This is a genomic window from Agarivorans sp. 1_MG-2023 (assembly GCF_030548385.1).
Taxonomy (GTDB): domain Bacteria; phylum Pseudomonadota; class Gammaproteobacteria; order Enterobacterales; family Celerinatantimonadaceae; genus Agarivorans.
Map to the genome: position 1 here is coordinate 27152 of NZ_JAUOSJ010000021.1, position 13107 is coordinate 40258.

Genomic DNA, 13107 nt, shown 5'->3' on the forward strand with positions numbered 1-13107 from the left:
TCTGGTAAAGTCTTGCTTTACAATAGCAACAAATTAAAGCAAACCAGTTTATGCGCTTGAAGCAAATCCGCCTTGCCGGGTTTAAGTCTTTCGTTGATCGAACCACCATTCCTTTCCCTACCGATATGACCGCCATTGTTGGGCCAAATGGCTGTGGCAAGTCTAATGTGATTGATGCCGTTCGTTGGGTGTTAGGGGAAAGCAATGCCCGCCATTTACGTGGTGGTGCGATGACCGATGTAATTTTTAATGGTTCTACTAAGCGCGCGGCTGTGTCTAAAGCCATGGTTGAGTTGATTTTTGATAATCAGCAAGGCCGCATTGGCGATGAATACGCCAGCTACAGTGAAATCGCGGTTCGTCGAGAAGTCACTCGAGATGGCCAAAACATCTATTTATTAAACGGTGCTAAATGCCGTAAACGTGATATTACTGACTTGTTTTTGGGTACTGGTTTAGGCCCTCGTAGTTACGCGATTATTGAGCAGGGCATGATTAGCCGCTTAATCGAATCGAAACCTCAAGAGCTGCGAGTATTTATTGAAGAGGCCGCCGGTGTATCTAAATACAAAGAGCGCCGTCGCGAAACCGAACTACGAATAAAACATACCGATGAAAATATTCTACGGCTTAGAGATATTGAATCTGAACTAGGGCAACAGGTAAACAAACTTAAAACCCAAGCTCAGGCGGCTAAGCGCTATCGCCAGTATCGCGCCCGACATCGCGAGCTAAAAGCGTTGATGTGCTTGCAAGAATTAAGACAGCTTGACGCCAGTATTGATGGCAGCAGTGAAACTAATGCCCAAGCTGAACAACTGCAACGAGTTGAAGAACACAGTATTACTCAAGCTGAAAATCAGCTGACAATACTGGCTAATAATATTGCCGAGCAGCAAGAGCTCGTGCAGCGCTTACAGCAGCAAAGTTTCGAATTAAGAACCGAGCTGGCCAAGCTTGAGCAGCAGCAATTACATACTCAGCAACAGCAGAACCAATCTGAGCAAAGCCGTATTCGCAATACTCAGCAGCAACACGAGATTAAGCAAAACCTCGATGATTTAGCAGAACAGTTAGCGGTTGAGCAAGAAGCCTTGTTGGAGCAGCAAGAGCAGTTAGCGTTACAACAACAAGTACTGTTAGAGCTAGAGCCGCAACTAGAAGATGCCGAGCAAAATAGCGCTAGCAAGCGCGAACAGCAAGCTAGCCATTTGGCCGCGAGCCAACAGGCACGCCACGCCATTGAACAGATTCAAGCTCAACTTCGTCATAGCCAACAAATGCAGCAACGTCATCAACAGCAAATTGCTCAGTTGCAGCAACAGTTGAGTGGTTTAGCGAGTAATAACGACACGGTAGTTGAAGAACTGAGTAGCAAACTCAGCGCCGCAGAACCGCAATTACAAGTTCTAGAACAAACGTTAGAAGAGTTGGAACGGGCTAAATTAGTCAAGCAGTCAGAGCTGCAATCTAGCCAGCAACAGCGTCAGCAATTGTCCTTACAATACACTGCCGAACAGACGCGTTTGCAAGGCGTAGATAAGTTGTTAGCGCAAGTAGAAACGAGTGCCACACATCCGTTAATTGATGTATTGAGGGTTAAAGATGGTTGGCAATTAGCGGCAGATGTGGTGTTAGCTAAGTGGTTACAAGCAGAGTGGTGCGAGACCTTAGAGCCGAACTTTCCGCTGGCATTATGTCCACCTCTTCATGGGGGCGAAGTTAGCTTTGCCGCAGAGCTTACGCATTTGCAGAGTTTAGCGCAGCAGCTTGAGCAAGTAGATTTGAGCTATTTATGTGGGCAAGTGCTGGTGGTGGATTCACTAGAAGAGGCTTTTGACTTACGTGAGCATTTAAGCGCTGAACAATCTCTTATTACCGCCAACGGCGAGTGGTTGGGCCGTTACTGGCAGCAACTTAGCCCACCGAGTTATCAACATTCACTATTGAGCTTGCAGCAAGAGCGTTCAGAGCTAAGTGCGAAGTTAACTGAGTTGAATGTCGCTAAGCAGCAATTTGTAGAGCAGCAAACTGATTTAGAAGCTGAGCAAAACAAGATAATCCAACAAAACACTCGGGCCAGTAGCGATTTACAACAACTGCAGAACCAGTTGTCGGATTGGCGTAGCCGCTTGGCGTTGTTGCAGCAACAGCAAGCATTTGCTAAACAACAGCGTGAGCAACTAGAGCAACAAATTGAAGACTTGGCTATTAACCTAGAGCAAGACCAAGAGTCACAGTTGCAACTTGAAGAACAGTTAGACACCCAGTTAGAAGCATCTCAAGATGAACAACATCAACAACAAATGTGGCAAGAGCAAGCCGAGCAAGCAGCTTCGCTAGTCAAACAGTTTCGCGCTAGTTTTCAGCAGCAACAATCAGCTAATCATCAATTGCAATTAGCTATTGGTCAACAGCAAGCAAAGTGCCAAACCCAACTCCAGCAACAAAGCTATCAGCAGCAAAAGTTACAGGATTTAGCTTTGCAGCTTAGTTTGGAGCCGGAGGAGCACAGTGAACAGCTTGAGTTGTTAGCCGAACAAATTGAGCAGTTGCTTGAGCAAAGTTTACTTCTTGAAGAACAGCAAACCGAAGCAAGCGAGATTCATCAGCAATCGCTTACTCAGCAACAAGCTATGCAACAGCAGCTTAAAGACGCGCAAGGCCGATTAAAGCAATTGCTAGAGCAAGGTACTGAGCAGCGAATTCAACAGCAAAGTTTGTTAGCTCGGCGCACCGTATTGCTGGAGCAATTGGCAGAGCAAGGGGATAACCTTAAGCACTTAGAATTGTCGTTACCAGAGGCCAGTTTAGAAGAAGACTACGCGGCTGAATTAGACCAAGTAGATGCTCGACTTAAACGTATGGGGGCAGTGAACTTAGCCGCAGAAGAAGAGTTTGATCAGCAAAATGCGCGTTATCAAGAATTGACCGCTCAATTAACTGATTTAGAAGCTGCCATCGAGGTGCTTCGTGCAGCGATTGCTAAAATTGATCGCCAAACACGCTCTAAATTTAGCGAAACATTTGCTAAGGTAGATGCTGATTTACAAGAGCTTTTCCCCAAAGTGTTTGGCGGAGGCAAAGCGTGGTTGGAATTATCGTCTGATGACTTGCTCGAAACAGGCGTTACCATAATGGCTCGGCCTCCTGGTAAAAAGAATGCTAGCATTAGTTTGTTATCGGGTGGAGAAAAAGCACTCACGGCATTGGCATTGGTTTTTGCTATATTTCGCTTAAATCCTGCGCCATTTTGTATGCTAGATGAAGTAGATGCCCCCTTAGATGAAGTAAATGTGGGACGTTTTGCGGATTTAGTGCATAGTATGTCTGATACGGTACAATTTATATTTATCAGTCACAATAAAGTGACGATGGAAAAGGCCTCGCAGCTTGCGGGGGTAACAATGCAGGAGCCAGGTGTATCACGCTTGGTAGCAGTGGATATCGCAGAAGCGATAGCCATGGTTGAATAATAGCTTTAGAGAACAGTTAAATGCAGGAATTGCGCATCGTACTTATCGTTGTTGGTATCATTTTAATTATTGCTTTGCTCGCCCATGGTTTTTGGAGCAGTCGCAAACAACGACCTGAAAAACTGGTTAGTCCCAAGCAAAAATCAGGGACTAAAGAATCGATACAAGGCCGTGATGACCAAGGCTTTGATGACTTAGGTGTAGGCCAAGCGCGGGTGATTGGTGATCCGATTGACGATGCCCTTTTAGACAGCGATGTAGCCGAGCCACTTTCTCAGCCAGCGCCTAGCCAAGTTACGCGTGAACCTGAAGTGGCAGAGCCTGTGCAACGAAAAGAGCCTGAGTTTCATTTTTCAGCAGTTGATGAAGCGCCAGAGATTGCTGATGATCAAGGCTTATCAGGATTAGAATCTGAGCCTCACACAAAACCTCAACAAGCTACTCAAGCCACTCGAACAGAGTTAGAGCCTGAACCTGAGTTTGCTTTTGATATGGATGAGGCAAAAGATACTGTAGCTGAACCGGTGCTTGAAGAAAGTAAAGCGGTGAAAGATCCTAATGCCCCAGACGATGTATTTATTTTAAATGTGATGGCACAAAGTGGCCGCTTTTTGAAAGGTGGCCCCTTACTGGCCAGCCTAGAAAAAATTGGCTTACGTCACGGTGATATGGATATTTTTCATCGTCATCTAGATAACAGTGGTACTGGCCCGATTATTTTCAGCTTAGCCAATATGGTTAATCCAGGTACTTTCGATATTAATGCCATGGACCAGCTTGAAACTCGCGGCGTGAGTATTTTTATGACGGTACCGTGTAAAGGTGAACCGACTAAAAACTTTGCCTTGATGTATAACGCGGCGATGACCCTCGCTAAAGATTTAGATGCGATTATGTTGGACGACCAACGTAACCCGCTGACTAAGCAAACCGTTAATCATTATGAGCAACGTGTTCGCGAATACGAGCGTAAGCAACTGCTCGTTAACTAATAAATTGACACCATTCTAAAGCCTTTCCAAGTTAAGCTTCGGGAAGGCTTTTTTATTTAAAGGTCTCCTATGGACAAGCCAGAACAACAGATTGAGCAGCTAATCGCTCAGCTTGAGCAGTACAATTACCAATATTATGTACTCGACGAACCCTCGGTTCCGGATGCGGAATACGACCGCGTATTTCGTGAGCTAAAAGCCCTAGAAAAACAGCATCCTGCTTTACTGCGCAGTGACTCACCGACTCAACGAGTGAGCGGCGCGCCGCTATCGGCTTTTGACCAAGTGCAGCACGAAATGCCAATGCTGTCTCTAGATAATGTGTTCAGTGAAGAAGAATTGAATGCATTCAATAAGCGATTACAAGAGCGTTTAGTGACTGCTGAGGATATCACTTACTGCGTAGAACCAAAGTTAGATGGTTTAGCGGTAAGCATACTTTATGTTGATGGTGTTATGGTTCAAGCCGCCACTCGCGGAGACGGAAGTACGGGTGAAAATGTAACGGAAAACGTGAAAACAATTCGTTCTATTCCTTTGCGTTTACGCGGCAGCGATTGGCCTGCAAGACTAGAAGTGCGTGGTGAAATTTTCATGCCTAAAGCGGGTTTTGAAAAACTTAACCAGCTAGCAAAAGACAAAGGTGAAAAAGCCTTTGCTAACCCACGTAACGCAGCCGCTGGCAGCTTGCGCCAATTAGACTCACAAATCACTGCCACCCGGCCCTTAGCGTTTTATGCTTATTCGTTGGGCGTAGTGAGTGAAGACTTAAGTGATAGCCACTACAACAATTTACAAACCATTAAGTCTTTTGGTTTGCCAGTATGCCCAGAGATTAAAACAGTTGTGGGGAGCCCGGCATGTTTTGAGTATTTTCAAGCGATTGGCGATAAACGTAATGCCTTGGCTTATGAAATAGATGGGGTGGTGTACAAGGTAGACTCAATCAAGTTGCAGCAGCAGCTAGGTTTTGTAGCTCGTGCGCCGCGCTGGGCAACCTCGCATAAATATCCTGCCCAAGAAGAAATCACTTTACTGCGCGATGTTGAGTTTCAAGTGGGTCGTACTGGTGCTATTACTCCGGTTGCGCGTTTAGAGCCGGTGTTTGTAGGCGGTGTAACGGTGAGTAACGCCACCTTGCACAATGCTGATGAGATAGAACGCTTAGGTGTGCGTATTGGCGATAGCGTCATTGTGCGCCGAGCTGGTGACGTGATTCCACAAGTCGCTGGGGTGATATTGGATCGCCGCCCAGAAGACGCCAAAGAAATTACCTTTCCACAAACTTGTCCAGTATGTGACAGCGCGATCGAGCGAATCGAAGGCGAAGCGGTAGCACGCTGTGTAGCGGGTTTACGTTGTGGTGCCCAACGCAAAGAAGCGCTAAAGCATTTTGTGGCCCGTAAAGCCTTAGATATCGACGGTATTGGCGATAAGCTGGTGGAGCAACTGGTAGACGAAAACCTCTTAGAAACGCCACTCGACTTGTTCCACTTGCAGCAAAAGCGTGATGCATTGATGCAACTAGAGCGTATGGGCGAGAAATCGGTAGATAAGCTATTAGCAGGCATTGAAGCCGCCAAGCAAACCAGTTTAGCGCGCTTTATTTATTCGCTGGGGATTCGCGAAGTAGGTGAGGCAACAGCCGCGAATCTAGCCCAACACTTTAAAACGCTAGAAGCGATTGAGGCGGCAAGCGTGGAGCAACTACAAGATGTGCCAGATGTCGGTGAAATTGTGGCTAAGCACCTTCGCTTCTTCTTTACCCAAGAGCAAAATGCACTGTTAGTGAATGACTTAGCCCAACAACTTAGCTGGCCGATGATTGAAGAAGTGGCAAGCGAAGACTTAGCGATGAACGGCAAAGTGATTGTATTAACTGGCACATTGAGTCAGTTAGGGCGCAGCGAAGCCAAACAAGCGCTGCAAGCTTTAGGCGCTAAAGTTACTGGCAGTGTATCCAAGAAAACAGACATTGTGATCGCCGGAGAAGCGGCGGGTTCAAAGCTGGCTAAAGCACAAGACTTAGGCATTGAGGTGTGGGATGAACAACAGCTAGTAGACTTACTGGCTAAGTAATAAAGCTCCTTTAAAGAGACTAGCACTTGTAAGCTGTAGTTTAAGATTGATGATGTAAGGCCTTATTATTGTTAATAAGGCCTTTTTTAATGGTTATTGCTGCTCATGCAAGGTTCAGCCTAGTCAAACTATTCAACTACGCTTAGTTATCCCTCCTTTAAACAAAGCCATTCACATGAGCCAATTTGATTCCTTATTACCACCACAAATGGCAGAAAAAGCTGCTGATGTTGGGGTGAGCAAAGCCACTAAAGATCCACTCAAAGCATTTATGCTGGCATTAACTGCAGGAGTGCATATTGGTATCGCCTTTGTGTTTTACACCACCGTTACCACTGGCGCGGGAGAGTTCCCCTGGGGTTTTACTCGCTTGATCGGTGGCTTGGCGTTTAGTTTGGGCTTAATTTTTGTGATTATCACCGGAGGTGAGTTGTTTACGAGCTCGGTGCTTACCTTAGTGGCGAGAGCTAGCGGCAAAATCTCCTGGAAAAGCTTGTGTGTTAACTGGTCTTTGGTTTATTTGGGCAACTTGGCCGGCGCATTCATCTTGGTGGTATTGATGTTACTTACCAAGCAATACACCTTTGCCGATGGTGAAGTGGGGATAAATACCATGCGAATTGCTCAACACAAATTACATCACGATTTTTCGCAGGCCGTAGCCTTGGGCATTATGTGCAATGTATTGGTGTGTATTGCGGTGTGGATGACCTTCAGTGCACGCAGCTTAACCGATAAAGTCATGGTGATGATTCTGCCAGTGGCGATGTTTGTTTCCGCCGGCTTTGAACATTGTATTGCTAACATGTTTCAGGTGCCCATGGCGATAGGGATTAAAACCTTAGCTGGGCCGGAGTTTTGGCAAGCTACGGGTTTAAGTGCCGCCGATTTTGCTGATCTCACGTTTAGTAACTTCATCGTAAATAACCTTATTCCTGTGACTCTTGGCAATATCATTGGTGGCGGAGTATTTGTTGGTTTAGGTTACTGGCTCATTTATTTGCGTAGGCCTTAAGGTGGTTCGCCCTGTAATGCCAAATGTCGGTGCTGATGTGCATCATTTGTAAGCAAATTTGCTGGGCAAGTGTTCAAGGGGGCTTTTAATGGAGAGGTAAAACATCAGTTAATTGGCCGTTTGGTCAAATAAACGCTAATTAAACCAGCAGATAGCGCTAGTAGCCTGAATGTTAAGGCGGTTTGGTGTATATTTTGCTTCGGTTATTCATTGCTAGATATTACTGTTGTTAGCGTTTTAGGTTGCTTATGTCTGTACTTTCTCCAAATAGTGTTTTTACTTCATTACAACAAGACGGCCCATTTGCGGTGAATCGTGATGCTGTTACGGTGCATCCGTTTTCAGTGTCGGTGCGTACTTGGGTAAAACGCTTGCAGCAAGACAGTAATAACGTTTCTAAGTATCGAGCGTTGCGCAGCCAAATCTTTGAGTTTTTGGGCATTGATAGTTTTCAGCAAATTCAAACCTTAATCACCGATACAGAACAGCGTAAGCAACGCAGTGAGCGCGCCCTGTTTTTGTTAGGCAATATGTTTGGCATTAATGGCAACTTAAACGAAATTGAAAACCGTATTGATGAATACGCGCGTACAGCTGATGCGGTTATTCATTCGATTAAAGGCAAAATTCTCTCGCCTTATGCGTCACACATCGAAAATACCAATGAAATTGAAGTTACCAACAACCCAGTAGAGTTGTTGTTGATCATGTTCAACGACGAGTACCATAAAAAAGCCCGCTTTGAAGCGCGCCGAAAACTCATATTAATGACTCTTGCAGGTAGTATTGAGCAACGTGAAAGAGAGACTGAGATTGAAGAAAAATTTTCAGCATTCTTGGCGTTTTTAAATGGTTACGTGTGGAGTAGCGAGCTGAAAATAGGCGAGTTGGATCCGGTTTATTTACATTCAAAACATCGGTCCGAAGATTACGCCTGCTCAGAGGTTAGCGTACTTAACCCGCAGCAAGCTAAGTTGGTACAAGGCAACCGATTCGAAAAGCTCACTTTGCTTAAACGACGCAGTATTACCGTGGGTGAGCGTAAAACGCCGGTTTATGTTTCTATCCGTAAAAAACCGCCAGAAGCCAAAGTGCTTAAGTTATTACGTAAGAATCAAAAGAACCCAGCTGTTGCGGTAGATGATGAGCTCGGTTTAATGGCTGTGCTTGATTCAGTGAGTGATATAAAAACTTTTCAAAAGCACCTTACCCGTAGTGCTTCTCAAGCTAATTCGCTGATGGTGCTAGAAGACATCTCCGATACCCTTACCGACAGAACCGAGTATCGAGGCACGGCGGTGGGGTCTAGCAATAAAACGCCAATGATGAAGTTTTTTGCGCGTTTAGGCGGTATGCGAGTCGAGTTTATTATTCACACTAACCGCACTTGGCTTAACTACATGTACCAGCAAGACGTGGCGCATAACGAGTATGAAGTGAAGCGTATGTTTGATACTGGGGTGATTGAATTGCTGTTTCCTATGGATATATTCCATTTAAATCATCGTAAAACCCGCGACGAGATGATTCAGTTTTTTAGAAAACAAATCGAAGCCTGACAATTTCTACGTTTCTCTTTACAATAGTCCTTAGCCTGAGTAATGAGCTTAACGTTTTAAGTTATATTTATTAATTGTTAGGGAGTCGGTTTGTTATTTAACTCGGAAGCCTTTTTATTTGCATTTTTACCTTTTACACTGATTGCTTTTTTTTTAATATCCAAATATTTAGGCTATTCTTTTGCTAAGTTTTGGTTGGTTTCAGCTTCTCTTTTTTTCTATGGTTTTTGGAATCCTAACTACCTCGTTTTAATTGTTTCTTCAGTTGTGCTTAATTTTTATTTGTCTCGGTGCATCTTAGTATCTAGTGGACGTAGGCGAAAGTTTTGGGCAAGTATAGGTGTTGTCTCCAATTTGCTCGTTTTGTCCTATTTTAAGTATATGGATTTCATCATTATAAATATTAATGGTGTTTTGGGACTAGATTTCGGTGTTATGAATATTGTCCTGCCATTGGCTATCAGTTTTTTTACTTTTCAGCAAATAAGCTTTTTACTGGATAGTTATTCGGAAAAGGTTAGTGAGCAATCTTTTCTTAACTATGTGCTCTATGTTACGTTTTTTCCTCAACTTATCGCCGGTCCAATTGTTCATCATAGTGAAATAATGCCTCAGTTTTCTCAGCACTTTCGCAGGAAAGTAAATTGGAAAAACGTTAATCTGGGAATGTTACTGTTTTCTATAGGTCTGTTTAAAAAAGTCGTATTGGCCGATACATTTTCAGTTTGGGCTGATACTGGCTTTGCTCAACCAGAAACACTGAGAATGATCAGTGCGTGGCAATCTAGTTTGAGCTACACACTACAGTTATATTTTGATTTTTCAGGTTATGCAGATATGGCCATTGGCATTGCTTTAATGTTTAATATACAGCTACCATTAAACTTTAACTCCCCCTATAAGTCTCTAAGTATCAAGGACTTTTGGCGAAGGTGGCATATGACGCTGTCTCGCTGGTTAAGAGATTACCTCTATATCCCTCTTGGGGGAAACCGTCATGGAAGTGCACTAGCGACTCGGAATGTTATTATTACATTTCTGTTGGGGGGGCTGTGGCATGGAGCAGCTTGGACGTTTGTAGTTTGGGGAGGGATGCATGGTGTTGCTTTAGCCATTCATCGGGTGTGGGAAAGTACTGGGATTAAGATGCCAAAGTTATTCGCCTGGATATTAACATTTGTTTTTATTAATGTTACTTGGGTCTTATTTAGAGCCAGCGATTTAACAGATGCGGGCTTAATATTGAAAGTAATGTTTAATGTTAATCAGTTTGGGGCCGATGTTGAGTTCATTCGAACTAGTCTTGCTTTATCTGGCTCTTTATTGATACTGCCGGCTGGTATTCAACCAGCGTGGATTTCATTTTGTATTTTTTGGGGGGTTACTGTAGTCGTAAAGTCACCAAGTGCTATTGATATTGCTAAGACTTATGAAGTTAATGGTGAAAATACAAAGCGGAGTTTGGGGTTTTTAACTACTTTTTTGTTAATTTTGTCTGTGTTGACTATATTTTCGGGTCAGCAAAGCAGTTTTCTCTATTTTGACTTTTAATGATATGAATGAATTCAAAAGATTAAAATTAACTATAAGTGTTTTTCTATTGTTGCTGTTGATTTCTCCTTTAATGGGGATAGCTTGGTTTTATTATGTAGAAGACTTTACACCTTACGAATCACTTAAAAAAGCGACACGGAATCGAGTTAATGCATTTGGGTTTGCTTGGCTAAAACCTAGTATAAACCGGTTTTTTTACAGATATTATATTAGCGCTGATCCAAATTCTGTGATCATGGGGACAGAAGCCCCGTGGATGTATTTAGGCGATAACACCAATCAAGTTTATAGCACAACAGTAAACGGCTCCCTTCTTTCGGAGAATGATGTTGCAAGTTGGTCTGCAAGCGTAAAAGCTATAAAAACACTAGTAGAGAGCTACAATAGCCAGTTCCTTCTTATTCTAGTGCCTAATAAACATACTATTTATTCTGAGTACCTAGGAAATTACGTTAAAGGTAATTATGCGACACAGCAGCTCACTGAGGCCGCGGTCGATTCTGGTGTTCACCTTTTAGATTTACGTCACTTTATGATGGATGAAAAAAACGCTGAGTACTGGTTATATCAAAAAACCGATAGTCATTGGACAAACTATGGAGCTTGGGTTGCTTTCAGGCACTCTATGAATGAAATGGAGGAGAACTTATTAAACGGTTCAGGAGATTGGGTCAGTCAGCCCGTTAAAGGAGGAGATCTTAGTCAGCTTTTAGGTGTTGATTCTTCGTTAATTAGGGATGAAAACTATATAAATATTGCTATGGATGATCTAGATTCAGTTTGTGTAGAGTTGAATTGGGAAGCTGCAACAAATAGTAGTTGCGAGGAGGGGGATAAGGCCCTGAATATTCATCATCAGAATTATAAATATTCTACCCAAATAGCTCATGCCAAAAGTGCAATCGTGTTAGCAGATTCGTTCTTTGAAAGGCAGCAAAGTTTATGGGCACACCATTTTAGCCCTTTATATGTGGCTCATTATCATAATAGTGACTTATCTCGATTAGAAGGTGAGCTTGAAAGGCTGTCTCCAGACTGGGTAGTTCTTCAAGTTATTGAAAGGCAATTGCTCGATTTAGCAAGGTATTGAGTAGCTTTTTTGATATTGAATTATGTACGTTGATAGCCATAATGAAAGTGAGTCCTAGCCAGCTTATTGAACCTGTAGTGGCACAAACAAAGTGAAAAACTTAAGCCTCATATTAGGCGCTTTCACATGGCGATAGCGCTACTAGTAGTAAGCCTGTCGCGAGATATGTAGAGCAGCAGGCTTTAGTTACCGACAATCCAAGCACTGCGTCTTCTTGGATGATTTGCCTTCGCGCTTTTTTACGAGGCGTACCCCATAATAAGTTTCAAGAATGTATACCACCGCTTCAAAGAACACCGCTTCCATTTTAGTGTCGGCTAGCTCTCTCTCTAATGCTTTGATGTGTTGTTCGGGAGTGATCTTGGTATTGGGGTTGTCCACGTTAATGCCTCGCTTAAGGGGATTCGGCGCGCTTTGAGACCAAGGTAAACAACCATGCTTACGAAGCCAAACTAAAACAGTAGAGCTACCTTGTATCCCGCAGTGTTCTCGAGCTTGATGATAAGTCATTTCTCCTTTTTCTACCTGCTCAACAACCGCTAATTTAAAGGCGAGGGAATAATCTCGTTGGGTACGTTTAGTGATTGATTGCATGATATTCTCCAAAATGAGTTTGAAAAGTGTCAACGCTATTTAGGACGAATTATAAAAAGCAAAAAGGCCTTCAAATAATGCAGGCCTTTAATGTGGTGGTCGCTACTGGACTTGAACCAGTGCCCCTTGCCCAGCAAAAAGGAGGGCGGTGCTCTCCCGCTCTTGATGGCTAAGCCAGTCTGAGTTTACTGTTTGGTAGAAAGCAAAAAGGCCTGCAATTAAGCAGGCCTTTTAATGTGGTGGTCGCTACTGGGTTTGAACCTGTGGCCCTCGCCTAGCAAAGAGGAGGGCGATGCTCTCCGCTCTTTACGGCTAAGCGATACGTTTGAGTTTACTGTTTGGTAGAAAGCAAAAAGGCCTGCAATAATGCAGGCCTTTTTAATATGGTGGTCGCAACGGTGCTTGAACCAGTGACCCTCGCCTAGCAAAGAGGAGGGCGGTGCTCTCCGCTCTTGATGGCTAAGCCAGTCTGAGTTTACTGTTTGGTAGAAAGCAAAAAGGCCTGCAATTAAGCAGGCCTTTTAATGTGGTGGTCGCTACTGGGTTTGAACCTGTGGCCCTCGCCTAGCAAAGAGGAGGGCGGTGCTCTCCGCTCTTTACGGCTAAGCGATACGTTTGAGTTTACTGTTTGGTAGAAAGAAAAAAGGCCTGCAAATAATGCAGGCCTTTCTAATATGGTGGTCGCTACTGGGCTTGAACCAGTGACCCTCGCCTTGTAAGGGCGATGCTCTCCCAACTGAGCTAAGCG

Annotated in this window: 7 protein-coding genes and 3 pseudogenes; 7 read left to right on the top strand and 3 right to left on the bottom strand. The window is 43.9% G+C overall.

The genetic code is table 11. The features are described from left to right. Positions 1–50 precede the first annotated feature (50 nt). From smc to Q4592_RS20925, 7 genes are all read left to right on the top strand, one after another. A complete protein-coding gene (smc, locus tag Q4592_RS20895) occupies positions 51–3476 on the top strand; it encodes a chromosome segregation protein SMC (RefSeq protein ID WP_303516690.1) in 3426 nt (1141 codons plus the stop codon). A 20-nt stretch (positions 3477–3496) separates the two neighbouring features. After that, complete coding sequence (zipA, locus tag Q4592_RS20900; protein WP_303516692.1) at positions 3497–4468, top strand: cell division protein ZipA; 972 nt, start codon at positions 3497–3499, stop codon at positions 4466–4468. A 69-nt stretch (positions 4469–4537) separates the two neighbouring features. Then, a complete protein-coding gene (gene ligA, locus Q4592_RS20905; RefSeq protein ID WP_303516695.1) occupies positions 4538–6547 on the top strand; it encodes an NAD-dependent DNA ligase LigA in 2010 nt (669 codons plus the stop codon). A gap of 175 nt (positions 6548–6722) precedes the next feature. Beyond that, entirely contained in the window at positions 6723–7562 is an 840-nt protein-coding gene (gene focA / locus Q4592_RS20910) for a formate transporter FocA (protein WP_303516697.1), read from the top strand. Between the two features lie 248 nt (positions 7563–7810). Continuing rightward, complete coding sequence (locus Q4592_RS20915) at positions 7811–9121, top strand: hypothetical protein (protein ID WP_303516698.1); 1311 nt, start codon at positions 7811–7813, stop codon at positions 9119–9121. A 90-nt stretch (positions 9122–9211) separates the two neighbouring features. Continuing rightward, the gene (locus Q4592_RS20920; protein WP_303516700.1) at positions 9212–10672 is read left to right on the top strand and encodes an MBOAT family protein; all 1461 of its coding nucleotides are present in this window, start codon (positions 9212–9214) and stop codon (positions 10670–10672) included. Next, entirely contained in the window at positions 10662–11765 is a 1104-nt protein-coding gene (locus Q4592_RS20925) for a hypothetical protein (RefSeq protein WP_303516702.1), read from the top strand. Before Q4592_RS20920 ends, Q4592_RS20925 begins: the two co-directional genes overlap by 11 nt. A 234-nt stretch (positions 11766–11999) precedes the next feature. Here Q4592_RS20925 and Q4592_RS20930 read toward each other — a convergent pair. The 3 pseudogenes from Q4592_RS20930 to Q4592_RS20940 form a co-directional block, all read right to left on the bottom strand. Beyond that, positions 12000–12359 (bottom strand): annotated as a pseudogene (locus Q4592_RS20930) (transposase); the annotation flags it as partial. A gap of 237 nt (positions 12360–12596) precedes the next feature. Further along, positions 12597–12682: pseudogene (locus Q4592_RS20935) on the bottom strand. A 204-nt stretch (positions 12683–12886) separates the two neighbouring features. Continuing rightward, positions 12887–12972, bottom strand: a pseudogene (locus tag Q4592_RS20940). Between the last annotated feature and the right edge of the window lie 135 nt (positions 12973–13107).